The sequence below is a fragment of the Enterobacter cloacae complex sp. IR5384 genome, from assembly GCF_049237265.1.
Classification (GTDB): domain Bacteria; phylum Pseudomonadota; class Gammaproteobacteria; order Enterobacterales; family Enterobacteriaceae; genus Enterobacter; species Enterobacter cloacae.
Map to the genome: position 1 here is coordinate 129,529 of NZ_JBMKHJ010000006.1, position 25,665 is coordinate 155,193.

Here is a 25,665-nt window from a genome sequence, read left to right on the forward strand (position 1 = left end):
CCTCAGAAAATGCGTTCCTGATGCACCCACACGGCGGCTTCAACGCGGGATTTTAACTTCATCTTCTTCAGCATATGTTTCACATGCACCTTGACCGTGCTTTCGGTGATATCCAGACGACGGGCGATCATTTTGTTCGGCAGACCCTGGGCAATCAGCTTCAGAATATCGCGCTCGCGCGGGGTTAACTGGCTGACGTCGCGGTCGGAGGTGGCGCGGTTTGCCCGCAGGCTGGCGGCCAGCACCGGGGTTAACGCCTCGCTCAGTACCATTTCGCCTGCGGCAGCCTGTTGCAGGGCCTTGAGCAGATCTTCCGGCTCCATGTCTTTCAGCAGGTAGCCGTCTGCACCGCGTTTTAACGCCGTGACCACATCTTCTTCATGGTTTGAGACGCTGAAGACCACCACGCGTCCCGACAGCGATTTTTCACGCAGCTTATCGAGCGTCTCCAGACCGTTCATGGCTGGCATGTTCAGATCGAGCAGGATCAAATCAGGATCAAGCGATTCGGCAAGTTCAATGCCCTGTTCACCGTTGCTGGCTTCGCCAACGACGGTGATATCAGGTGCCATGCTGACCAGCTGTTTTACGCCAGTACGCAGCATCGGATGATCGTCAATCAACAGGATGGATGCCGGTTCCTGATTAGTCATGGGTTTCTCCCTGGATAGTTGTGAGGGGTTTTTCGGGGATAAAGGTGACAACCACTTCTGTGCCACCTGTTTCTCGCCGACGAACCTGGCAATCACCGCGCAGGCTTTGGGCGCGGTCTCGCATGATAATTAAACCGTAATGGTTTGTCCGTTCGGCATTTTCCGGCACGCCGCGGCCGTTGTCATGAACCGTGAGCTTCACCTGATTATCGTGCTGGCTAACGGTAACGGTGACCGCCGTCGCGTCAGCGTGTTTTAGCACGTTGCTCAGCGCTTCGCGGGCGATCTGCAGTAAATGAATGGCCTGATGAGAAGGCACAAAACGAGGCGGTAACTGGTAATCGAGCTTCACCGGGAACCCCAGTCGGGCGCTAAATTCCTGGCAGCTTGCTTCCAGCGCCGGGCGCAGGCCGGGCTCGGTGAGCTGCAGGCGGAAGGTGGTCAGCAGTTCGCGAAGCTGTACCCAGGAGGTGTTCAGCTCGTTGCGGATCTGGCTCAGCAGCGCTTTGTTGCTTTCCGGCATTTCTGCGGCCTGCATTTGCAGACAGCTGACCTGCATTTTCATACAGGAGAGCGACTGGGCGATAGAGTCGTGGAGTTCGCGGGCGATGGTGGCGCGCTCTTCAATCACGATCAGCTGCTGCTGTTTCTCCTGATGGCGGTCTAGGGCCAGCGTGGCCGTCAGCTGTTCAACCAGCGTATCCACCAGTTGCTGGTGGTCGTGGCTCAGATGACGCCCGGCGGGCAGGGTCGCCAGCAGAATACCGTACTGGTTGTGGCTGTCTGTCAGCCGCCATTTTAGCGTCGTGCCGCTGGTGGTCAGCGGCGGTAAGCCGCGTGGGCACAGGTGGCAGCCTTTGTCATCGCAGGTCATGTCTGACTGACAGGTAAACTCCTGGTGATTTTCTTCATCTTCCATGTCGTACACCCGAAGCTCCAGGTCGTGCAGCAGGGTCAGATTCTGCAGGCCATTCAGGACCGGGGAGAGACGTTCGCACAGCGGCACCTGCATATGCAGGCGGCGATTAGCCTGCCACAGGAACGAGAGGATCTCGTTTTTCTGCTCCAGCCCCGCGGTTTTCTCCTGTACGCGTTTTTCCAGCACCGCATAACTCTCGGCGAGTTCATCTGACATGGTGTTGAGCGCCTGGCCCAGCATCGCCATTTCGTTACGTCCGCTGATGTGGGTGCGCTGGGTAAAATCCCGGGCAGTCACCGCGCGGGCCATCGCCAGCAGTTGCTTCCAGGGATTAAGCAGCCGGGCGCGCAGCCAGACAATGGTGAAAATCAGCAGCAGCCCCATAAACAGCGCCATCGCCCGGTGGATCATCACCACCCGGTCGATGCGTAATTCGGTGGTTTGATCGAAAGAAGAGACCAGGGTATCAATGCGGGAAACGAACCCGGCGACATCATGAGCAACGGTATCAGGATTTTTCGCCTGCTTTAACCCCGGCTCCAGCTGAGTGTGCCAGTAGCCCTGAAGGGCTTTAAGCTGGGATTCCTGACCGGCACGAATCGCGGCACTTTCCAGTTCGGTGCTGAAAGCGGTATGTTCCATATCGTCCAGCAGCTTCTGATCGTCCTGGGTTAACGGCACCGATGCCAGTAGACGATAACTCTGCATGCGTAGTGAGCCTGCCTCGTTGATGGCATGGGCATTACCCTGTACACCCTGTACCAGCCAGCCGGAAATCGCCATGCCGGTCACGCCGATGGCGGTGGACAGCAAAACGATCAGGGCGACCTGATTGACGAGTGTTAGCGGAGATAAACATCTTTTTAACATAGAGTTGCCGGGCTCCTGACGTGGCCTGCTTGCAGGAATGGCGTTATTCTGGTGCATACCCTGGAGTATACCCATACCAATAAAGGATTACCTCTAAATTGCCAATGGGGTAAGGCTCAGGGGGAGGAATGGACAGCGAGACGTCAGTCCTGTGAAAAACCACGTCTTTTTTACCGTTTTACTCTACTCACTAAGGATGATGGCTTTTTTTTCGCCGCAAATCCTCCCACTTTTCCTTTGATTTATATCAACTTACCGCCGCCCTAAAACCCTAATGTTTGCAGCATCATTCGAGAATCAGAGGTGTCTATGAGTCACACATCCGCTCCCGAAAGGGAAAATGGTGCCGTTATAACTGACTGGCGTCCGGAAGATCCGGCGTTCTGGCAGCAGCGCGGCCACCGTGTCGCAAGCCGAAATCTGTGGATTTCCGTTCCATGTTTATTGTTAGCGTTTTGCGTATGGATGTTGTTCAGCGCGGTAGCGGTGAACCTGCCTAAGGTCGGATTTACCTTTACCACCGATCAGCTGTTTATGCTGACCGCGCTGCCGTCGCTGTCGGGAGCCTTGCTGCGCGTGCCTTACGCGTTCATGGTGCCGGTTTTTGGCGGCCGTCGCTGGACGGCGTTCAGTACCGGTATCATGATCGTGCCTTGCGTGTGGCTCGGTTTTGCGGTGCAGGACACCTCCACGCCGTTTAGCGTGTTCGTGATCATCTCTCTGCTCTGCGGTTTTGCGGGCGCAAACTTTGCGTCCAGCATGGCAAACATCAGCTTCTTCTTCCCGAAAGCGAAGCAGGGTGGTGCGCTGGGGATTAACGGCGGCCTGGGTAACATGGGCGTCAGCGTAATGCAGCTGATTGCACCGCTGGCGATCTCCGTCTCTATCTTCGCGGCGTTTGGCGGCGGTGGGGTGACGCAGGCAGATGGCTCTTCCCTCTATCTGCAAAACGCGGCCTGGATCTGGGTACCGTTCCTGGTGGTCTTTACCCTTGCGGCCTGGTTCTTTATGAATGACCTGTCTGCATCGAAGGCATCCCTGAGCGAGCAGTTGCCGGTGCTGAAGCGCGGCCACCTGTGGGTGATGGCGCTGCTCTATCTGGCGACCTTCGGCTCGTTCATTGGTTTCTCTGCGGGCTTTGCCATGCTGTCGAAAACCCAGTTCCCGGAAGTGCAAATTCTGCAGTTCGCCTTCTTCGGACCGTTTATTGGCGCGCTGGCGCGTTCGCTGGGCGGCATGGTCTCTGACCGTCTGGGCGGGACCCGCGTGACGCTGATTAACTTCGTTGTGATGGCTGTCTTCTGTGCGCTGCTGTTCCTGACCCTGCCAGCCGACGGACAGGGCGGTAACTTCATCGCCTTCTTCGGCGTGTTTATGGTGCTGTTCCTGACGGCCGGGCTGGGAAGTGCTTCTACCTTCCAGATGATCTCCGTCATCTTCCGTAAGCTGACCATGGACCGCGTGAAAGCGCAGGGCGGTAGCGAAGAGCAGGCCATGCGCGAAGCGGCAACGGATACAGCGGCAGCGCTGGGCTTTATCTCCGCGATTGGCGCTATCGGTGGCTTCTTTATTCCAAAAGCGTTCGGGATCTCGCTGGACCTGACCGGCTCTCCGGCAGGAGCAATGAAAGTATTCCTCGTTTTCTATATCGCCTGTGTCGCCATCACGTGGCTGGTATATGGCCGTAATTCCAAGAAAAATAAGTAAGTTTGATTATCCGTTTACGCGACCTTCGGGTCGCGTTTTTTTGTTTCCTCAGTAGTTACAACATACTCCTGGCTTTTCTAACGTCCCGCCCGCAGGTAACTCTGTGATCGCCATCGCTTTTCAGCCGAGCCTACCCCTTAATACCCGAGATGTTAAAAACAGGCGGACTTATTGTACGATAAATAAAAAATACCCTTTAAAATCATTGAGATATAAAAATAAAAATTCTACCGCTTTGGTGGTATTCGTTATAACACCTCACTTCATAGTCCCCCTCCGTCTTGATCGTTATCAATTCTCCCTCTCTTACAGGACGTTACCTTCGCTGCAAATCAGCAATGTCGATTTAGAGAGCCACAGGCTCCACACAGGAGATACCCGATGAGCAAATTTTTGGACCGGTTTCGCTACTTCAAACAGAAGGGTGAAACTTTTGCCGATGGGCACGGCCAGGTTCTGGATACCAACCGGGACTGGGAAGACGGTTACCGCCAGCGCTGGCAGCATGACAAAGTCGTCCGTTCAACCCACGGTGTAAACTGCACTGGCTCGTGTAGCTGGAAGATTTTCGTTAAAAACGGTCTGGTGACCTGGGAAATGCAGCAGACCGACTATCCGCGCACCCGCCCGGATATGCCGAACCATGAACCACGTGGCTGCCCGCGTGGTGCCAGCTACTCCTGGTATCTCTACAGTGCGAACCGTCTTAAATATCCTCTGATGCGCAAGCGCCTGATGAAAATGTGGCGTGAAGCCAAGGTGCAGCACAGCGATCCGGTAGAGGCGTGGGCATCCATCATCGAAGACGCCGACAAAGCGAAAAGCTTCAAGCAGGCGCGTGGCCGCGGTGGTTTTGTTCGCTCCTCCTGGAAAGAGGTGAATGAGCTGATTGCCGCCTCTAACGTCTATACCGTCAAAACTTACGGTCCTGACCGCGTGGCAGGCTTCTCGCCGATCCCGGCGATGTCGATGGTCTCTTACGCCTCTGGCGCGCGCTATCTTTCCCTGATTGGGGGAACCTGTCTGAGCTTCTACGACTGGTACTGCGACCTGCCGCCAGCGTCTCCACAGACCTGGGGTGAGCAGACCGACGTGCCGGAGTCCGCCGACTGGTATAACTCCAGCTACATTATCGCCTGGGGCTCCAACGTACCGCAGACCCGTACCCCGGATGCCCACTTCTTTACAGAAGTGCGTTACAAAGGCACCAAAACCGTTGCGGTGACCCCGGACTACGCCGAAATTGCCAAGCTGTGTGACCTGTGGCTGGCGCCTAAACAGGGTACTGACTCCGCGATGGCGCTGGCGATGGGCCACGTCATGCTGCGTGAATTCCACCTCGATAAACCAAGCCAGTACTTCACCGATTACGTGCGTCGTTATACCGACATGCCAATGCTGGTGATGCTGGAAGAGCGTGACGGCTACTACGCAGCAGGCCGTACGCTGCGTGCGGCGGATCTGGTGGACGCGCTGGGCCAGGAAAACAACCCTGAGTGGAAAACCGTCGCGTATAACAGCAACGGTGAGCTGGTGGTGCCAAACGGTTCAATCGGCTTCCGCTGGGGTGAGAAGGGCAAATGGAACCTTGAACAACGTAACGGTACAACCGGCGAAGAGACCGAGCTGCGCCTGAGCATGCTGGGCAGCCAGGATGAGATCGCAGAAGTGGGCTTCCCGTACTTCGGCGGTGAAGGTTCTGAGCACTTCAACAAGGTTGAGCTACAGAACGTCCTGATGCATAAACTGCCGGTGAAACGCCTGCAGCTGGCCGACGGCTCTAGCGCCCTGGTGACCACCGTGTATGACCTGACGCTGGCCAACTACGGCCTGGAGCGCGGTCTGAACGATGAAAACTGCGCGACCAGCTATGACGATGTGAAGGCGTACACCCCAGCCTGGGCGGAGCAGATCACCGGCGTACCGCGTGCGCAGATCACTCGTATCGCCCGTGAATTCGCAGAAAACGCTGACAAAACCCACGGTCGTTCAATGATTATTGTCGGTGCCGGTCTGAACCACTGGTATCACCTCGATATGAACTACCGTGGCCTGATCAATATGCTGATCTTCTGCGGCTGTGTCGGTCAGAGCGGTGGCGGCTGGGCGCACTACGTGGGCCAGGAAAAACTGCGTCCGCAGACCGGCTGGCAGCCGCTGGCGTTTGCCCTTGACTGGCAGCGTCCGGCGCGTCATATGAACAGCACTTCCTACTTCTATAACCACTCCAGCCAGTGGCGCTATGAGACGGTTACCGCGCAGGAGCTGCTATCACCGATGGCAGATAAATCCCGCTACAGCGGTCATCTGATCGACTTTAACGTCCGCGCTGAACGCATGGGCTGGTTGCCGTCCGCGCCTCAGCTGGGCACTAACCCGCTGCGTATTGCAGAAGAGGCGAAGAAGGCAGGGATGTCGCCGGTGGATTACACCGTTAAGTCTCTGAAAGACGGTTCAATCCGTTTTGCGGCCGAGCAGCCGGAAAACGGTAAAAACCATCCGCGTAACCTGTTTATCTGGCGTTCCAACCTGCTGGGCTCGTCCGGTAAAGGCCACGAGTACATGCTGAAATACCTGCTCGGTACCGAAAACGGTATCCAGGGTAAAGATCTCGGCAAGCAGGGCGGCGTGAAGCCGGAAGAGGTGGAGTGGAAAGACAACGGTCTCGACGGCAAGCTGGATCTGGTGGTGACTCTCGACTTCCGTCTCTCCAGCACCTGCCTGTACTCCGATATCGTGCTGCCTACCGCCACCTGGTACGAAAAAGACGACATGAATACCTCGGATATGCATCCGTTTATTCATCCGCTGTCTGCGGCCGTTGATCCGGCGTGGGAATCAAAAAGCGACTGGGATATCTACAAAGACATCGCGAAGAAGTTCTCTGAAGTCTGCGTAGGGCACCTGGGCAAAGAGACCGACGTGGTGACGCTGCCTATCCAGCACGACTCAGCTGCCGAACTGGCGCAGCCGCTGGACGTGAAGGACTGGAAAAAAGGTGAATGTGACCTGATCCCGGGCGTAACGGCACCGCACATTATTCCGGTGGAACGTGACTACCCGGCGACCTACGAGCGCTTTACCTCTATCGGCCCGCTGATGGAGAAAATCGGCAACGGCGGGAAAGGGATTGCCTGGAACACCCAGAGCGAAATGGATCTGCTGCGCAAGCTCAATTACACCAAAGCGGACGGCCCGGCCAAAGGCCAGCCAATGCTGAATACGGCGATTGATGCGGCAGAAATGATCCTGACCCTGGCACCGGAAACCAACGGCCAGGTTGCCGTGAAGGCCTGGAAAGCGCTGAGTGAATTCACCGGCCGCGACCATACGCATCTGGCGCTCAACAAAGAAGACGAAAAAATCCGCTTCCGCGATATTCAGGCGCAGCCGCGCAAAATTATCTCCAGCCCGACCTGGTCTGGCCTGGAAGATGAACATGTCTCTTATAACGCCGGGTATACCAACGTTCACGAGCTGATCCCATGGCGTACTCTGTCCGGTCGTCAGTCGCTGTATCAGGATCACCAGTGGATGCGTGACTTCGGTGAAAGCCTGCTGGTTTACCGTCCACCAATCGACACCCGCTCCGTGAAAGCGGTGATGGGCGCGAAATCGAACGGCAACCCGGAGAAGGCGCTGAACTTCCTGACGCCGCACCAGAAGTGGGGGATCCACTCTACTTATAGCGACAACCTGCTGATGCTGACCTTGTCCCGCGGTGGTCCGATTGTGTGGATGAGTGAAGCGGACGCCAAAGATCTGGGTATTGAAGATAACGACTGGATCGAAGTGTTCAACAGCAACGGCGCCCTGACGGCGCGTGCGGTGGTGAGCCAGCGCGTACCGGCCGGGATGACCATGATGTACCACGCGCAGGAACGTATCGTGAACCTGCCGGGTTCAGAGATCACCGAGCAGCGCGGCGGTATTCACAACTCCGTGACCCGTATTACGCCGAAGCCGACCCACATGATCGGTGGCTATGCACAGCTGGCCTACGGCTTTAACTACTACGGTACGGTAGGTTCTAACCGCGATGAGTTCGTGGTGGTACGTAAGATGAAAAATATTAACTGGTTAGATGGCGAAGGTAATGACCAGGTACAGGAGAGCGTAAAATGAAAATTCGTTCACAAGTCGGCATGGTGCTGAATCTGGATAAATGCATCGGCTGTCATACCTGCTCAGTCACCTGTAAGAACGTCTGGACCAGCCGTGAAGGGATGGAATACGCCTGGTTCAACAACGTGGAAAGTAAGCCGGGTACCGGCTTCCCGACCGACTGGGAAAACCAGGAGAAGTGGAAGGGTGGCTGGATCCGTAAAATCAACGGTAAGCTGCAGCCGCGCATGGGTAACCGTGCGATGCTGCTGGGTAAAATCTTCGCCAACCCGCATCTGCCGGGTATCGAAGATTATTACGAGCCGTTTGACTATGACTACCAGAACCTGCATAACGCGCCGGAAAGTAAGCACCAGCCGATCGCCCGTCCTCGCTCGCTGATCACCGGTCAGCGCATGGACAAAATTACCAGCGGTCCAAACTGGGAAGAAATTCTGGGCGGCGAGTTCGAAAAACGCGCCAAAGACCAGAACTTCGAGAACATGCAGAAGGCGATGTACGGCCAGTTTGAAAACACCTTCATGATGTACCTGCCGCGTCTGTGTGAGCACTGCCTCAACCCGGCGTGCGTGGCGACCTGCCCGAGCGGTGCCATCTACAAGCGTGAAGAAGACGGCATCGTGCTGATCGACCAGGACAAGTGCCGCGGCTGGCGTATGTGCATCACCGGCTGCCCGTACAAAAAAATCTACTTCAACTGGAAGAGCGGTAAGTCTGAGAAGTGCATCTTCTGTTACCCGCGTATCGAAGCCGGTATGCCGACCGTCTGCTCCGAGAGCTGCGTAGGCCGTATTCGTTACCTCGGCGTGCTGCTGTATGACGCGGACGCGATTGAAAATGCCGCGAGCACCGAGAACGAGAAAGATCTGTACCAGCGTCAGCTGGACGTGTTCCTTGACCCGAACGATCCGAAAGTGATTGAGCAGGCGCTGAAAGACGGCATTCCGCAGAGCGTAATCGACGCGGCGCAGCAGTCTCCGGTATACAAAATGGCGATGGACTGGAAGCTGGCCCTGCCGCTGCACCCGGAATACCGCACGCTGCCGATGGTCTGGTACGTACCGCCTCTGTCGCCGATTCAGTCAGCCGCGGATGCAGGCGAGCTGGGCAGCAACGGCATTCTGCCGGACGTGGAGAGCCTGCGTATCCCGGTTCAGTACCTGGCAAACCTGCTGACCGCAGGCGATACCCAGCCGGTACTGCTGGCGCTGAAACGTATGCTGGCGATGCGCCACTTCAAACGTGCGGAAACCGTGGACGGCGTGACCGACACCCGTGCGCTGGAAGAGGTCGGCCTGACCGAAGCGCAGGCGCAGGAGATGTACCGCTACCTGGCCATTGCCAACTACGAAGATCGTTTCGTGGTACCAAGCAGCCACCGTGAACTGGCCCGCGAAGCCTTCCCGGAGAAAAACGGTTGTGGCTTTAGCTTTGGCGACGGTTGCCACGGGTCTGACAGCAAATTCAACCTGTTCAACAGCCGCCGCATCGATGCCATGGATGTGACCAGCAAAACGGAGCCGCACCCATGATTGAACTCGTGATTGTTTCGCGTCTGCTGGAGTACCCGGATGCTGCGCTGGCGCAGCATCAGCAGGAACTCTTTGATGCGCTCGCGTCCTCTGAAAACCTGGATAAAGAAGATGCCCAGACACTGGGCGTTTTCCTCCGCGACCTGTTAGCGCGCGATCTTCTCGATGCGCAGGCGGATTACAGCCAGCTGTTTGATCGCGGTCGCGCAACCTCGCTGCTGCTGTTTGAACACGTTCACGGTGAATCCCGCGATCGGGGGCAGGCGATGGTGGACCTGATGGCCCAGTACGAGCAGCACGGCCTGCAGCTCGACAGCCGCGAGCTGCCGGATCATCTGCCGCTGTACCTGGAGTATCTGGCGCAGTTGCCAAAAGAAGAAGCGCTGGGTGGTCTGCAGGACATCGCGCCGATTCTGGCGTTGCTCAGCGCCCGTCTTCAGCAGCGCGAGAGCCGCTATGCGGTGCTGTTTGGGGTGCTGGTGAAGCTGGCGAATGCCTCGGTCGACAGTGAAAAAGTGGCGGAGAAAATTGCGGACGAAGCCCGCGACGACACGCCACAGGCGCTGGATGCGGTCTGGGAAGAAGAGCAGGTGAAATTCTTTGCTGACCAGAGCTGCGGCGAATCTGAAATTTCGGCTCACCAGCGTCGTTTTGCCGGCGCGGTTGCCCCGCAATATTTGAATATCTCTAACGGAGGACGGCACTAATGCACTTCCTGAATATGTTCTTCTTTGACATTTACCCGTATATCGCGGGCACCGTGTTCCTGGTGGGAAGCTGGCTGCGTTATGACTATGGCCAGTACACCTGGCGTGCTGCCTCCAGCCAGATGCTGGATCGTAAAGGGATGCACGTTGCGTCTAACCTGTTCCACATCGGTATTCTGGGGATTTTTGCCGGTCACTTCCTGGGAATGCTGACGCCACACTGGATGTATGAAGCGTGGCTGCCCATCGAAGTGAAGCAGAAGATGGCGATGATCGCCGGTGGCGCTTGCGGCGTGATGACCCTGGTGGGTGGTCTGCTGCTGCTGAAACGCCGTCTGTTCAGTCCGCGCGTGCGGGCTACCACTACCACGGCGGATATCCTGATCCTCTCTCTGCTGATGGTTCAGTGCGCACTGGGTCTGCTGACCATTCCATTCTCGGCGCAGCATATGGACGGCAGCGAGATGATGAAGCTGGTGGGATGGGCGCAGTCCGTAGTGACCTTCCACGGTGGTGCATCTGAACATCTGGACGGGGTGGCGTTTATCTTCCGCCTGCACCTGGTGTTGGGTATGACCCTGTTTGTGCTGTTCCCGTTCTCTCGTCTGGTGCACATCTGGAGCGCGCCGGTGGAGTACCTGACGCGCAAATACCAGATTGTGCGTGCCCGTCGCTAATTTGTCATTTTGATACTAACCCCGCATTCGCGGGGTTTTTTTCGCCCCAGCCCAGATTATTGCCTGCCGCAGCAAACAGGATCAGCGCGCCGCCCGCCAGTTGGGTAATATCCAGCGAATGCCCGAAGACCACATTATCGACAACGATGGCTACTACCGGATAGATAAAGGACAATGAACCGGTAATGGGCGTCGGAAGTTTTTGGATGGCGCTATACAGCAGCTGATACATGATACCGGTATGGACAATGCCCAGCGTCAGTAAAATTGGCCACGGAAAATCAGCGGACAAGGCGGGCATACGGGCAAACGGCAGTAGCATTACCACGCCTGTCAGCACCTGAATAAACGCTATATGCTGTGGCGCGATGGATTTCAGTTTGCGGGCAATAATCGCCGTCAACGCATAGAAGAACGCCGCACCCAGTGCCAGACCGATCCCCGCGAGCCAGGCTGAGCCATGGGAACCGGACAGTTCACCTGAGAGCAAAATTATCACCCCGCCGAAGGCAAGAAACAGCCAGCCCCATTTGACCAGACTGACGCGTTCGCCTAATAACATACCCATCATCACCAGCATAAAGGGCTGAGTGTTATAAACCACAGTGGAAAGGCCAATCGAAATACGTTCATAGGCAGCGAACAGCAGCAGCCAGTTCACCACTAATGCTACCCCGCCGAGAATAGCCAGCAGCAGAGAGGTGCGGGTGAGGGGACTAAAGGGCTTTTGGCTCATTCGAATGAAAATGAACAGTGCGATTGCGCCGATCAGACAGCGCCAGAAAACCACTTCTGACACTGGCAGTCCGGAGAGTAAAACAAACGCGCCAATCGAGCCGGAAATTAACATCGCCAGGCTCATTTGCCAGACGCCTTTATGTAAGTCACGCATCATTCACCTCCTGGTTGATGACGCTATTGTCGAAAATTGCTGTCGGGTTTTACAGGGTTGAGATAAGGTTAAATACGCGAATGGCTTTTTAAAATTAGGTGAAAACGATGGAATACCTTCTCGATGATATCGATCGGCAAATTTTGGCTTGTCTGGTCGAGGATGCGCGTATGTCGCTGAAGGTGCTCAGCGGCCGTATCGGTCTGACTTCGCCCAGCACGGCAGAACGCCTGAAAAGGCTGGAAGAGCGTGGAGTGATTCAGGGTTACGGTGCGCGGGTCAATCTGGCGGCGTTAGGTTATACGCTGCAGGCGCTGGTGCGGGTTCGCCCGTTGCCTGGACTGTTACATAAAGTGGATAAATACATCCAGGCGATGCCGGAGTGCATTGAAAGCGACAAAGTGACCGGTGAAGACTGTTTTGTCATCCGGCTGGTGGTGCGGTCGATTGAAGAACTGGATGTGTTGCTGGACGGGCTGGCGGAGCATGCCCAGTGTAATACGTCGATTGTGAAGAGCTCACCGGTGAAGCGACGCTTGCCGCCGATGTAGCCGTCTGTCGCCGGGTGGCGGCTACGCCTTACCCGGCCTACGAAAGTTTGCTCGGTTAGGTTTTATTATGATTTTTGGAATTAATGGTGGTGGGGGAAGGATTCGAACCTTCGAAGTCGATGACGGCAGATTTACAGTCTGCTCCCTTTGGCCGCTCGGGAACCCCACCACGGGGTAATGCTTGTACTGGCCTGCTTCCTGCTGGAAGCGGGGCGCATCATATCAAATGACACGCCCCTGTAAAGCGTTACCACAAGAAAAATAAACTGGTTGCCTGATTTTTACCCGCAAAGCTGTAAAGCTAACCAATTCATTTCACTGTCGATTAAAGAATGATCGTTCTGTTACCGTAAACGAATACGCGCTGCGCCAGCACCTGATAGAGTGCGCGGCTCAGAACGTTCTTCTCAACATCGCGTCCGGCACGCATCATGTCTTCCGCCGTGTAGGTGTGATCCACATGAATCACGTCCTGCATGATGATTGGGCCTTCATCCAGATTGTCATTCACGTAATGCGCCGTTGCGCCGATGATCTTCACGCCGCGTTCATAGGCCTGGTGGTAGGGGCGTGCGCCAATAAAGGCGGGCAGGAAGGAGTGGTGAATGTTAATAATTTTGTTCGGGAAACGCGCCACGAAGGAGGGCGTCAGCACGCGCATGTATTTCGCCAGGACAACGTAGTCCGGGTTGTGCGCTTCAATAGCCTCTGCCATAAGGTTGTCGTGCTCTTCACGCGTATGGCCTTCATGGCTCACCAGCTCGAACGGAATATCAAAACGTTCTACCAGCGTACGCAGCGTCTCGTGGTTACCGATAACGGCGGCGATTTCGACATCCAGACCGCCGTAGTTAGCTTTCATCAGCAGATCGCCCAGGCAGTGGGCTTCTTTGGTCACCAGAATTACGATGCGACGACGGCCTGCTGGTGTCAACTCGCGTACGGAACCTTCCGGCAGCGCGCTGTCCAGATCGGCAAGCAGAGTGGTGTCGTTGAAAATACCTTCCAGTTCGGTACGCATGAAGAAACGACCGGTACGGTGGTCAACGAATTCGTTGTTCTGCACGATATTCAATTCATGTTTGTAACAGATGTTGGTAATTCGTGCGATCAGCCCTTTTTGATCGGGACAGATGGTGCGCAGAACTTTACGTTGTAGTGATTGCATCGCCGGGAAATCCTGTTTGAGTATTTGCGAAGACTCGGTTGTCGGGCGTTACTGCCCGCAACACTTTTTAAATTTTTTACCAGAACCACAAGGGCAGGGATCGTTACGACCAAACTGCGGGCGCGTTCCGTCAATATAATACCATTGCCCGCTTTCCTTTAAGAACCGGGAACGCTCGATAATGGCACCCGGTTTATTGTGTTCAGTAAAACGGGCAACAAAGCTGACGTAACCTTCATTTTCGTGACTACCGGGTGCGGATTCATAAACGGTAAGACCGAGCCACTGGGTATTGGCGAACCCGGCTTCGATCTCCTGTTTGAAACTGGCGGCCTGGCATGAGGGGTGCCAGGTTTTAATCAGGTAGTCTGCGTCTTTGATCACAAAAGCGGTATACCGTGAACGCATAAGGTGTGATGGGTCTGGTGCAACCTGATCGCCAGAAAGATATCGCTGGCAACATAGGCTATACTCCAGAGCGCTACCACAGGGGCAGAGTTGAGACACGATTCTCTTCCTGGAACAAAAAATTAAGGGCGTAAAACGCTTCGGGTAGCACCATGTTAACTGAGCTGTTGCGTTGACGCTATGTCGGGAATCCAGGGGAAGTAAAACAGGGCTAATGAGAAAGGTTAAAATTGGACTGGCGCTGGGCTCAGGTGCAGCCCGCGGATGGTCACACATCGGCGTGATAAATGCCTTAAACCAGATGGGCGTCGATGTCGATATTGTTGCAGGATGTTCGATTGGATCGCTGGTAGGTTCCGCCTATGCGTGCGGCAAATTGCCCGAACTTGAAGCGTGGGTGCGATCCTTCAGTTACTGGGACGTGCTGCGCCTGATGGACCTTTCGTGGCAGCGCGGCGGTTTGCTTCGCGGTGAACGCGTCTTTAACCAGTTCCGTCAGATTATGCCTCTTCAGGACTTCAGCGATTGTCAGCTGCCATTTGGCGCCGTGGCGACGAATCTCAGTACGGGACGTGAGCTGTGGCTGACCGAAGGGGATATCCACCTTGCCGTTCGCGCCTCCTGCAGTATGCCGGGCCTTATGGCTCCTGTCCCGCATAATGGTTACTGGCTTGTTGATGGCGGTGTCGTTAACCCTGTGCCAATCTCTTTGACGCGGGCAATGGGGGCTGACATCGTGATCGCGGTCGATTTACAACACGACGCTCACCTGATGCAGCAAGACCTCATGCCGGTCAATTTGCAAAGCGAAGATGCCGAGGCGGAAAAACTGGCCTGGCATGAGCGCTTACGCGGGCGAATTGGTCGGATAGCCGCGCGCCGCTCGGTCGCTGCACCCACGGCAATGGAGATTATGACCACCTCAATCCAGGTGCTGGAAAACCGCCTCAAACGTAACCGTATGGCGGGCGACCCACCGGATATTCTGATTCAACCCTATTGTCCACAAATCTCTACCCTTGATTTCCATCGGGCTGAGGCCGCCATCGCAGCGGGCTCTTTAGCCGTCGAAAAGAAAATGGACGAATTATTGCCATTTGTGCGAACCGCACGTTGAGCACCTTTTTTTGACTACTTCAGCAAAATCTGACAGGCGATAGTGCCGATAGCATGCCACTATTTAGTAACTGTCAGCCAGGGGAGGAACCATGACGCAGCCATTGGCCGGAAAACACATTTTGATTGTTGAAGACGAGCCCGTTTTCCGATCGCTACTGGATTCGTGGTTATCCTCGCTGGGGGCAACCACTGCCCTGGCTGAAGATGGTGTTGATGCCCTGGAAAAAATGGTCAGTATCACGCCCGATCTGATGATCTGTGATATTGCAATGCCGCGGATGAATGGTCTGAAGTTGGTTGAACATCTGCGTAATGAGGGCAACCAGACGCCCATACTGGTGATCTCCGCGACGGAAAATATGGCGGATATTGCCAAAGCATTGCGTCTGGGGGTGCAGGATATTCTGCTGAAACCAGTAAAAGATCTGAACCGTTTGCGTGAAACGGTATTGGCCTGCCTTTATCCGAATATGTTTAATTCCCGCGTCGAGGAAGAAGAGCGCCTTTTCCAGGACTGGGATGCTTTAGTCAGTAATCCGCCTGCCGCGGCCAAGCTATTGCAGGAACTTCAGCCGCCGGTACAACAGACCTTTTCACACTGTCGAATAAATTATCGCCAACTTGTGGCCGCAGATCAGCCCGGTCTGGTGCTGGATATTGCGCCATTATCGGATTCCGATCTTGCGTTTTATTCCCTGGATGTTACCCGTGCAGGGGATAATGGTGTATTAGCAGCATTATTACTTCGTGCGCTATTTAACGGGCTGTTGCAGGAACAGTTATCGCATCAGGGGCAACGGCTTCCGGAGTTAGGCAGTTTACTTAAACAGGTTAACCAGCTTTTTCGCCAGGCCAATTTACCAGGACAATTTCCATTGCTGGTTGGCTATTACCATAGTGGATTGAAAAATCTTATCCTCGTTTCAGCGGGTCTGAACGCCTCTCTGAATACCGGGGAACATCATATTCAGGTTAGCAACGGTGTCCCGCTGGGGACATTGGGTACGGCTTATCTTAATCAAATTAGCCATCGCTGTTCTTCCTGGCAGTGCCAAATTTGGGGTGCCGGCGGGCGGTTGCGGTTAATGTTGTCCACGGAATAAGCAGTTGGATCTTAATTTTAAGATTGCCTTACCTGTGTTTTGTGGGGAGTGCTACTATCGCTGCCCAGATTCATGCGTATTTATCCTAATTGATCGGCAACGCGTTCTTTTCAGACCCGGACTGTGTGATGAGGCTGATATACTCAACGCGTTATTTAATGCATAAAAGTTCAAAACTTGAACAGCTCAGGAGAATTTGAATGGCTGCCCTAAATTCGAAAGTCAGAAAGGCCGTCATCCCGGTAGCGGGATTGGGGACCAGGATGTTACCAGCAACTAAGGCAATTCCTAAAGAGATGTTGCCACTGGTTGATAAGCCATTAATTCAGTATGTCGTAAACGAATGTATCGCGGCCGGCATCACTGAAATTGTGCTGGTTACACATTCATCTAAAAACTCTATCGAAAACCATTTCGATACCAGTTTCGAACTCGAAGCCATGCTGGAAAAACGCGTTAAGCGTCAGCTGTTAGAAGAAGTTCAGTCTATTTGCCCTCCGCACGTTACCATTATGCAGGTGCGTCAGGGGCTGGCGAAAGGTCTGGGCCACGCGGTACTTTGTGCATATCCTGTTGTGGGTAATGAGCCTGTTGCGGTCATTCTGCCAGACGTCATTCTGGACGAATATGAATCCGATCTCTCTCAGGATAACCTTGCTGAGATGATCAAGCGCTTTGACGAAACGGGCAGCAGCCAGATTATGGTTGAACCTGTTGAAGACGTGACGGCTTACGGTGTTGTTGACTGTAAAGGCGTTAATCTTGAACCCGGTGAAAGCGTGCCAATGGTAGGCGTCGTAGAGAAGCCTAAAGCCGACGTAGCGCCGTCTAATCTGGCGGTAGTAGGTCGCTATGTCCTGAGTGCTGAAATCTGGCCACTGCTGGCGAAAACGCCTCCAGGAGCAGGAGATGAGATCCAGCTGACCGATGCCATCGATATGCTGATCGAGAAAGAGACCGTTGAAGCCTACCATATGAAAGGTAAGAGCCATGACTGCGGTAATAAACTCGGTTATATGCAGGCATTCGTGGAATATGGCATCCGCCACAATTCACTGGGTGAAGAATTTAAAGCCTGGCTGAAAGAGAGCGTGGGTATTAAAAAATAATCCCGTCTGCAAATGATCAAGACCGGTGAGGCGATGCCCACCGGTTTTTTTATGCCCACAACTCAGGGTAACCACACCGGTCTGTAAGGAACGTTAAATAGTACGATGTCCCAATATGACGGCATGTAAGGGGATGTTTGCAGGAATTGAGGATAAAAAAAATCCCGCATTAAGCGGGATTTTTCTGAATACGTTAGGATTAATCCTTGATCAGGAAGTCGTCCAGCTGTTTACCTTGCTCATCCATGGCTTTTTTGATAACAGCAGGTGTACGACCCTGGCCAGTCCAGGTTTTAGTTTCGCCGTTCTCGTCGACATAGCTATATTTAGCAGGACGAGCAGCGCGTTTTGCTTTAGTACCGGTCTTCGCTGCAGCCATGCTGTTCAGCAATTCATTTGGATCGATACCATCAGCAATCAGCATTTCACGATATTGCTGCAGTTTACGCGTACGCTCTTCGATTTCAGCAGCAGCAGCGCTTTCTTCTTCGCGACGTTCATTAACTACAACTTCTAATTTTTCCAGCATTTCTTCAAGCGTTTCCAGGGTGCATTCTCTTGCCTGCGCACGAAGAGTACGGATGTTGTTCAGAATTTTAAGTGCTTCGCTCATTGTAGTAATCTCAAACTTATAATGGGGGGTGGTTTGTTGTCCTAATAATAGAGCGATAAATTCAGTTGTGCAATAGGTGGGAATGTAAGGAATTCAAAAAATACGGAATAATGGGCGCTATTATTAATTACGCTAACTTAAATTTCATACCCACACAGGCTCGCTTGTTATCACGCTTACCTGCTTAACCCGTTCGGTTGCATCTTTTTTTTGTGACATTTACCGCAGGAATTATAGTTGCGGCGGATAAATATCAGCCTTTTGTATTAGTTTCTGCCAGCGTTGCCAGGGCAAAAATAGTTAATAAATAGTGAATTTTAATGAACGTGGATTCCAGTATAAAAAGAAGTGTTATGTTTAGTGGGGTCGCGACATATAGAGCATGCTGAATCCGTTTACCTCCTGTTTTATCGCATTATTTTCCTGTACATCTCGTGGTTAACAGCGGCTTGAACCCCATACTCTGTGTGGTGTATCGCTGATGACCAGACAAAATATGGTACAATGAATCATTGGGAATATTACACATTGATTAGGGTTTGACGGCCAATGGCACAACTTTATTTCTACTATTCGGCAATGAATGCCGGAAAATCCACGGCGTTACTGCAATCCTCCTACAATTATCAGGAACGAGGGATGCGCACCGTTGTTTACACCGCTGAAATCGACGATCGCTTCGGTGCAGGTAAGGTGAGTTCAAGAATTGGTCTCTCGTCTCCGGCCAGACTGTTTAACCCACAAACGGACCTGTTGCAGGATATCCGTGCCGAGCATACTTCCCAGCCCATTCATTGCGTTCTGGTCGATGAAAGCCAGTTCCTGACGCGTGAACAGGTGCATGCGCTTTCAGAGGTCGTAGATGAACTTGATATTCCCGTTCTCTGCTATGGTTTGCGCACGGACTTTCGCGGGGAGCTATTTGCCGGTAGCCAGTATTTGCTTGCCTGGTCCGATAAACTGGTCGAACTGAAAACCATCTGTTTTTGCGGCCGTAAAGCCAGTATGGTGCTTCGTCTTGATCAGTCTGGTAAACCCTATGCAGACGGTGAGCAGGTGGTGATAGGGGGCAATGAACGCTATGTGTCGGTCTGTCGTAAGCATTATAAAGAGGCGTTGTCTGTGGGCTCCCTGACGGCGATTCAGCACGATAACCGGAAGTAGTTCCAAAGAACTCAAAGCCTGATCTTCAGACATTAAAAAACCCGCCAGAGGCGGGTTTTTTAACAGCGGTCAATTAAGCGCTTTTCTTCGCTTTTTTGTCAGCTTTAATGACGGGTGCTTCTGTTTTCACAGCAGCAACGTCACCTTCTTTAAACTCACGTCCGTAGAATGTATCCAGCAGGATCTGTTTCAGCTCGGAGATCAGTGGGTAGCGCGGGTTCGCACCAGTACACTGGTCATCGAATGCATCTTCAGACAGCTTATCAACGTGTGCCAGGAAGTCAGCTTCCTGAACACCCGCTTCGCGGATAGATTTAGGAATGCCCAGTTCAGCCTTCAGGCTTTCCAGCCATGCCAGCAGTTTCTCGATCTTAGCAGCAGTACGGTCGCCCGGAGCGCTCAGACCCAGGTGGTCTGCGATTTCAGCGTAACGACGACGTGCTTGCGGACGGTCGTACTGGCTGAAAGCAGTCTGCTTGGTTGGGTTGTCATTCGCGTTATAACGGATAACGTTGCTGATCAACAGGGCGTTCGCCAGACCGTGAGGAATGTGGAACTGAGAACCCAGTTTGTGAGCCATGGAGTGGCAAACCCCGAGGAAGGCGTTAGCAAACGCGATACCGGCGATGGTTGCTGCACTGTGGACACGCTCACGGGCAACCGGGTTTTTAGACCCTTCGTTGTAAGACGCTGGCAGGTTTTCTTTCAGCAGTTTCAGCGCCTGCAGAGCCTGACCATCAGAGAACTCAGAAGCCAGTACGGAAACATAGGCTTCCAGGGCGTGAGTCACAGCGTCCAGACCACCGAATGCACACAGTGATTTCGGCATATCCATCACCAGGTTGGCATCAACGATGGCCATATCTGGGGTCAGCGCGTAGTCAGCCAGTGGGTATTTCTGACCCGTTGCGTCATCAGTGACCACTGCGAACGGCGTAACTTCAGAACCTGTACCGGAAGTGGTGGTAACGGCGATCATCTTCGCTTTTACGCCCATTTTCGGGAACTTGTAGATACGTTTACGGATGTCCATAAAGCGCAGCGCCAGTTCTTCGAAGTGGGTTTCTGGATGCTCGTACATTACCCACATGATTTTCGCAGCGTCCATTGGGGAACCACCACCCAGTGCGATAATCACATCTGGTTTGAAGGAGTTAGCCAGCTCCGCACCTTTACGCACAACGCTCAGGGTTGGGTCAGCTTCAACTTCAAAGAACACTTCAGTTTCTACGCCAGCGGCTTTCAGAACAGAGGTGATCTGGTCAGCGTAACCGTTGTTGAACAGGAAACGGTCAGTCACGATGAGCGCACGTTTGTGGCCATCAGTAATCACTTCATCCAGCGCGATTGGCAGAGAACCACGGCGGAAGTAGATAGATTTCGGAAGTTTGTGCCACAACATGTTTTCAGCTCGCTTAGCAACGGTTTTCTTGTTGATCAGGTGTTTTGGACCAACATTTTCAGAGATGGAGTTACCACCCCAGGAACCACAACCCAGAGTCAGGGAAGGTGCGAGTTTGAAGTTGTACAGGTCGCCGATACCACCCTGAGAAGCCGGGGTGTTGATCAGGATACGTGCAGTTTTCATCATCTGACCAAAGTGAGCAACACGTTCTGGCTGGTTATCCTGGTCAGTGTACAGGCAAGAGGTGTGGCCGATACCACCCATCGCAACCAGTTTCTCTGCTTTCTCTACCGCGTCTTCGAAATCTTTGGCGCGGTACATCGCCAGAGTAGGGGACAGTTTTTCGTGAGCGAATGGTTCGCTTTCGTCGACAACTTTAACTTCACCAATCAGAATTTTGGTGGTTGCCGGAACAGTGAAGCCTGCCAGTTCAGCGATTTTATACGCTGGCTGACCCACGATAGCCGCGTTCAGCGCGCCATTTTTCAGAATGATATCCTGAACCGCTTTCAGCTCTTTGCCCTGCAGCAGGTAGCCGCCGTGGCTGGCGAAACGTTCGCGAACAGCATCATAAACGGAATCAACAACAACAACAGACTGTTCAGAAGCACAGATAACACCGTTGTCGAAGGTTTTGGACATCAGCACGGACGCAACAGCACGTTTGATATCGGCCGTTTCATCAATAACTACAGGGGTATTACCCGCGCCTACGCCGATAGCAGGTTTACCGGAACTGTATGCCGCTTTAACCATGCCAGGACCACCGGTCGCCAGGATCAGGTTAATGTCCGGGTGGTGCATCAGCGCGTTAGAAAGCTCAACGGACGGTTGGTCGATCCAGCCGATCAGATCTTTAGGTGCACCGGCAGCAATCGCAGCCTGCAGAACGATGTCAGCGGCTTTGTTGGTCGCATCTTTTGCACGTGGGTGCGGGGAGAAGATGATTGCGTTACGGGTCTTCAGGCTGATCAGAGATTTGAAGATAGCGGTAGACGTTGGGTTGGTGGTTGGAACGATACCGCAAATAATGCCGATAGGTTCTGCAATGGTGATAGTACCGAAAGTGTCGTCTTCAGACAGCACGCCACAGGTTTTCTCATCTTTATAGGCGTTGTAGATATACTCTGAAGCGAAGTGGTTTTTGATCACTTTATCTTCAACGATACCCATGCCGGATTCGGCAACGGCCATTTTAGCGAGAGGGATTCGAGCATCTGCAGCAGCCAGAGCGGCCGCGCGGAAGATTTTATCAACCTGTTCTTGGGTGAAATTGGCATATTCACGCTGGGCTTTTTTAACGCGCTCGACGAGGGCGTTCAGTTCAGCGATATTAGTAACAGCCATAATGCTCTCCTGATAATGTTTAAACTCTTTTAGTAAACCAGCGCTCGATACGTCAGACAGTATAGACAGAGCCAATACGACTTGCGTAACACACAGTAAAACAATGGGTTACTTCCTGCACCAGCACACTAATTTACTAAAAGAGCCTTACCTTAGCATCATCCTTTTTTGGCAGGTCATCTCCCTGGGGACGTAATCAAGATTACTCACTTCTGAGTACGAAAATCATGATCTGCGTCAATTTTCCCCCAAGCTGATACCTTTCAGCAGGGTTATTTCTTTGAGATTATTCCAGTGTTAAATAATTAAGTAACTATTGGAAGTGGCGCTATCATTGCTTATACAAATATTTAACATCATGAATTGATAACGTTTTGGCACAGATTTCTGGTGAAGTATGCTGATAAAAAGCGTATCTTCAGCGCGATTTTCACTGACAGTTGTCAGCCCCGGGGCATACGCATAAGCGGAGCAAAATGTGATCTTATCGCTCTTTGATTTTCCTACATATTTTAAGTTTTTTATTGGTTTGTTTGCATTGGTCAACCCGGTGGGGATCATTCCTGTCTTCATTAGTATGACCAGTTACCAGACGGCGGCGGCAAGAAACAAAACCAATCTTACCGCTAACCTGTCAGTGGCGATTATTCTCCTGACCTCCCTTTACCTTGGGGATGCCATTCTTCAGGTGTTCGGTATCTCGATTGATTCTTTCCGTATTGCGGGTGGGATCCTGGTGGTCACCATCGCTATGTCGATGATCAGCGGTAAGCTGGGGGAAGACAAACAGAACAAGCAGGAAAAATCAGAAACCGCCATTCGCGAGAGCATAGGCGTAGTGCCGCTGGCGTTACCGCTGATGGCCGGTCCCGGCGCTATCAGCTCGACGATTGTCTGGGGTACGCGCTACCACAATTGGATGCATCTGATTGGCTTTTCTGTCGCCATTGCCATTTTTGCGCTTTGTTGTTGGGGCGTTTTCCGCATGGCACCCTGGCTGGTGCGTCTGCTTGGGCAGACAGGCATCAACGTCATTACCCGTATTATGGGGCTGCTATTGATGGCCTTGGGCATCGAATTCATTGTGACCGGCATCAAAAGCATTTTCCCTGGCTTATTGCACTGACATTTCATACGAAAGAACGGAGCCAACGGCTCCGTTTTTTTACGTGAATATCAGCAAATCATATAAATAAAGTTGAAATGCTTACCTGCCATAATAAATTCTACTAATAATGTTCAATTCTTATATTTCAACAAGTTATTAATCCAACCGTTTCCCGCCTGCACAGAAAACCTGCGATCATTCTGTTATTTTACTCACACGATACTCTGGGGCTTGCTGAGTGATAACCGAAATGATATTAGTAAATTCAACGTTCCCTTAGAGGAATGTGCTAAATAATAATCAGTTGTTAAATTTTTGTACAAAATGACGTGATGGTAGCGCAGCGACGCGCGCAGAGAGACTGATTTCTTTATCTCTTTGAATGAAAAGATTTTTCTTGTCCTTTCATGTCAGGCAGGGCTGCCCTCAACGATTTAGTACACTTCGTAAAAGAGAATTGCTTAACAAATTTGCAAAATGTATTGGCGTGCGTTTACGCCTTTTGATACTTTCCGGCCTAATATTTTGCAGCATAAAACAAGAAGATGAGAATTATTTTCATATAGTCATCTTCGCGAATATCCAACACATGTCTCAGACAGGGGATACGTGTAAAGAATCGACGCAAGACGGCCATACGAGCGGTCAGTAATAAAGAAGTCGGTGATAGCAAGAAGTAAAAAAAGAACCTGACAGCAGCAAAAAAAACTCCTGCGCTGTACAGGCCCCAACAGGGGATTACACAGCTGGCGAAGGCCAGTAATTATAATGAGTGGAGTACCAACACAATGTCCATCATCACAAAAAAAAATCTGGTAGCGGCGGGGATTTTAACTGCGCTAATCGCGGGCAACGCTGCAATGGCTGCGGACGTGCCTGCAGGGGTACAGCTGGCTGAGAAGCAGACGCTGGTACGTAACAACGGGGCGGAAGTCCAGTCTCTTGATCCGCATAAAATTGAGGGCGTGCCAGAGTCAAACGTCAACCGCGACCTGTTTGAAGGGCTGCTGGTCACTGACGTAGAAGGCCACCCGGCGCCGGGTGTCGCCGAAAAGTGGGAAAACAAAGATTTTAAAGTCTGGACCTTCCATCTGCGCAAAGATGCTAAATGGTCCGACGGTACACCGGTTACCGCCGAAGATTTCGTTTACAGCTGGCAGCGCCTGGCGAATCCAAACACCGCCTCTCCGTATGCGAGCTATCTGCAATATGGCCATATCGCCAATATCGATGACATCATCGCCGGTAAAAAACCGGTCACCGATCTGGGTGTAAAAGCGATTGATGCCAACACGTTTGAAGTGACGTTGAGCGAACCTGTTCCGTACTTCTATAAGCTGCTGGTTCACCCGTCTGTCTCCCCGGTACCGAAATCCGCAGTGGAAAAATTCGGTGAAAAATGGACCCAGCCTGCCAATATTGTGACCAACGGTGCTTATAAACTGAAAGACTGGGTGGTCAACGAACGTATGGTTCTGGAGCGTAACCCGCAATACTGGGATAACGCCAAAACCGTGATTAACCAGGTGACCTACCTGCCAATCTCTTCTGAAGTGACTGACGTGAACCGCTACCGCAGCGGTGAAATCGACATGACCTATAACAACATGCCGATTGAACTGTTCCAGAAACTGAAGAAAGAGATCCCGAAAGAAGTTCATGTCGATCCATACCTGTGTACTTATTACTACGAAATTAACAACCAGAAAGCACCGTTCACCGACGTACGTGTCCGTACGGCGCTGAAGCTGGCACTGGATCGCGATATCATCGTGAACAAAGTGAAAAACCAGGGCGATCTGCCAGCCTACAGCTACACTCCTCCGTACACCGACGGCATGAAACTGGTTGAGCCTGAGTGGTTCAAGTGGTCACAAGAAAAACGTAATGAAGAAGCGAAAAAACTGCTGGCCGAAGCGGGGTATACCGCAGATAAGCCGCTGACGTTTAACCTGCTGTACAACACGTCCGATCTGCATAAAAAACTGGCGATTGCCGTTGCCTCTATCTGGAAGAAAAACCTGGGCGCGAACGTTAAGCTGGAAAACCAGGAGTGGAAAACCTTCCTGGATACCCGTCATCAGGGCACCTTTGACGTGGCGCGTGCAGGCTGGTGTGCGGACTATAATGAACCGACATCTTTCCTGAATACCATGCTCAGCGACAGCTCGAACAACACGGCGCACTATAAGAGCCCGGCATTCGATAAGCTTATCGCTGAAACGCTGCAGGTTACTGACGATGCAAAACGCGCAGACCTGTACGCCAAAGCAGAACAACAGCTCGATAAAGACTCGGCAATTGTACCGGTTTACTACTACGTGAACGCCCGCCTGGTGAAACCATGGGTTGGCGGCTATACCGGTAAAGACCCGTTGGATAATATTTCCGTTAAGAATCTTTATATTATCAAGCATTAATGGCAATACGTGGGGCGGGCCTGGCTTGCCCCACTGTGTCTACTTTGTAACATTCATCAGGCACACGC

The 25,665-nt window shown here is 52.7% G+C and carries 18 protein-coding genes, 1 tRNA gene and 1 pseudogene; 12 read left to right on the forward strand and 8 right to left on the reverse strand.

Translation table 11 applies throughout. The features are described 5' to 3' along the window. Nucleotides 1-2: 2 nt before the first annotated feature. Both narL and narX read right to left on the reverse strand, forming a co-directional pair. Nucleotides 3-653 carry a two-component system response regulator NarL gene (gene narL / locus ACOTX3_RS07940; protein ID WP_058678632.1) on the reverse strand — a complete coding sequence of 217 codons (651 nt, stop codon included), beginning with the start codon at nt 651-653 and terminating at the stop codon, nt 3-5. Next, the gene (gene narX / locus ACOTX3_RS07945; protein ID WP_127869001.1) at nt 646-2,442 is read right to left on the reverse strand and encodes a nitrate/nitrite two-component system sensor histidine kinase NarX; all 1,797 of its coding nucleotides are present in this window, start codon (nt 2,440-2,442) and stop codon (nt 646-648) included. Before narX ends, narL begins: the two co-directional genes overlap by 8 nt. Before the next feature lie 309 nt (nt 2,443-2,751). Between narX and ACOTX3_RS07950 the strand changes: the two genes are divergently transcribed. The 5 genes from ACOTX3_RS07950 (at nt 2,752) to narI (ending at nt 11,190) form a co-directional block, all read left to right on the forward strand. Further along, complete coding sequence (locus tag ACOTX3_RS07950) at nt 2,752-4,149, forward strand: NarK family nitrate/nitrite MFS transporter (RefSeq protein WP_013096255.1); 1,398 nt, start codon at nt 2,752-2,754, stop codon at nt 4,147-4,149. A gap of 381 nt (nt 4,150-4,530) precedes the next feature. Continuing rightward, entirely contained in the window at nt 4,531-8,274 is a 3,744-nt protein-coding gene (locus tag ACOTX3_RS07955; RefSeq protein ID WP_038419839.1) for a nitrate reductase subunit alpha, read from the forward strand. Further along, entirely contained in the window at nt 8,271-9,806 is a 1,536-nt protein-coding gene (gene narH, locus ACOTX3_RS07960; RefSeq protein ID WP_013096257.1) for a nitrate reductase subunit beta, read from the forward strand. The genes ACOTX3_RS07955 and narH overlap by 4 nt, the downstream gene beginning before the upstream one ends. Further along, complete coding sequence (gene narJ / locus ACOTX3_RS07965; RefSeq protein ID WP_013096258.1) at nt 9,803-10,513, forward strand: nitrate reductase molybdenum cofactor assembly chaperone; 711 nt, start codon at nt 9,803-9,805, stop codon at nt 10,511-10,513. Before narH ends, narJ begins: the two co-directional genes overlap by 4 nt. Beyond that, on the forward strand, nt 10,513-11,190 hold the full coding sequence (gene narI / locus ACOTX3_RS07970) for a respiratory nitrate reductase subunit gamma (protein WP_013096259.1): 678 nt from the start codon (nt 10,513-10,515) through the stop codon (nt 11,188-11,190). Before narJ ends, narI begins: the two co-directional genes overlap by 1 nt. Here the strand turns inward: narI and ACOTX3_RS07975 are convergent. Beyond that, nucleotides 11,187-12,082 (reverse strand): annotated as a pseudogene (locus ACOTX3_RS07975) (DMT family transporter). The gene narI and the pseudogene ACOTX3_RS07975 overlap by 4 nt on opposite strands. A 107-nt stretch (nt 12,083-12,189) precedes the next feature. Between ACOTX3_RS07975 and ACOTX3_RS07980 the strand changes: the two are divergent. Further along, entirely contained in the window at nt 12,190-12,633 is a 444-nt protein-coding gene (locus ACOTX3_RS07980; protein ID WP_058678633.1) for an Lrp/AsnC family transcriptional regulator, read from the forward strand. Between the two features lie 84 nt (nt 12,634-12,717). Here ACOTX3_RS07980 and ACOTX3_RS07985 read toward each other — a convergent pair. The 3 genes from ACOTX3_RS07985 to ACOTX3_RS07995 all read right to left on the reverse strand — a co-directional run bounded on the left by ACOTX3_RS07985 (nt 12,718) and on the right by ACOTX3_RS07995 (nt 14,308). Then, nucleotides 12,718-12,802: transfer RNA gene (locus tag ACOTX3_RS07985), tRNA-Tyr, on the reverse strand. A 156-nt stretch (nt 12,803-12,958) separates the two neighbouring features. After that, nucleotides 12,959-13,801, reverse strand: coding sequence for a formyltetrahydrofolate deformylase (gene purU / locus ACOTX3_RS07990; protein ID WP_013096262.1), 843 nt, complete (start codon nt 13,799-13,801; stop codon nt 12,959-12,961). Nucleotides 13,802-13,849: 48 nt separating this feature from the next. Continuing rightward, nucleotides 13,850-14,308 (reverse strand): YchJ family protein, encoded by a 459-nt coding sequence (locus tag ACOTX3_RS07995; RefSeq protein WP_029883447.1) that lies wholly within the window; start codon nt 14,306-14,308, stop codon nt 13,850-13,852. Between the two features lie 115 nt (nt 14,309-14,423). On the opposite strand from ACOTX3_RS07995, the gene rssA reads away from it, so the two are divergent. The 3 genes from rssA (at nt 14,424) to galU (ending at nt 17,540) form a co-directional block, all read left to right on the forward strand. Continuing rightward, a complete protein-coding gene (rssA, locus tag ACOTX3_RS08000; protein WP_013096264.1) occupies nt 14,424-15,326 on the forward strand; it encodes a patatin-like phospholipase RssA in 903 nt (300 codons plus the stop codon). Nucleotides 15,327-15,417: 91 nt separating this feature from the next. Beyond that, a complete protein-coding gene (rssB, locus tag ACOTX3_RS08005) occupies nt 15,418-16,431 on the forward strand; it encodes a two-component system response regulator RssB (RefSeq protein WP_013096265.1) in 1,014 nt (337 codons plus the stop codon). Between the two features lie 200 nt (nt 16,432-16,631). Continuing rightward, nucleotides 16,632-17,540, forward strand: coding sequence for a UTP--glucose-1-phosphate uridylyltransferase GalU (gene galU / locus ACOTX3_RS08010; RefSeq protein WP_029883446.1), 909 nt, complete (start codon nt 16,632-16,634; stop codon nt 17,538-17,540). A 199-nt stretch (nt 17,541-17,739) separates the two neighbouring features. Here the strand turns inward: galU and hns are convergent, their stop codons facing one another. Continuing rightward, a complete protein-coding gene (gene hns / locus ACOTX3_RS08015; protein WP_008502781.1) occupies nt 17,740-18,153 on the reverse strand; it encodes a histone-like nucleoid-structuring protein H-NS in 414 nt (137 codons plus the stop codon). A 549-nt stretch (nt 18,154-18,702) separates the two neighbouring features. Between hns and tdk the strand changes: the two genes are divergently transcribed. Beyond that, nucleotides 18,703-19,317: a thymidine kinase gene (gene tdk, locus ACOTX3_RS08020; protein WP_013096267.1), complete on the forward strand. Its 615-nt coding sequence runs from the start codon at nt 18,703-18,705 to the stop codon at nt 19,315-19,317. Between the two features lie 73 nt (nt 19,318-19,390). Here tdk and adhE read toward each other — a convergent pair whose 3' ends face one another. After that, entirely contained in the window at nt 19,391-22,069 is a 2,679-nt protein-coding gene (gene adhE / locus ACOTX3_RS08025; protein WP_013096268.1) for a bifunctional acetaldehyde-CoA/alcohol dehydrogenase, read from the reverse strand. A 478-nt stretch (nt 22,070-22,547) separates the two neighbouring features. On the opposite strand from adhE, the gene ACOTX3_RS08030 reads away from it, so the two are divergent. Further along, entirely contained in the window at nt 22,548-23,195 is a 648-nt protein-coding gene (locus tag ACOTX3_RS08030) for a YchE family NAAT transporter (RefSeq protein ID WP_020690921.1), read from the forward strand. A gap of 770 nt (nt 23,196-23,965) precedes the next feature. Next, complete coding sequence (gene oppA, locus ACOTX3_RS08035) at nt 23,966-25,597, forward strand: oligopeptide ABC transporter substrate-binding protein OppA (protein ID WP_020690922.1); 1,632 nt, start codon at nt 23,966-23,968, stop codon at nt 25,595-25,597. Nucleotides 25,598-25,665 lie beyond the last annotated feature (68 nt).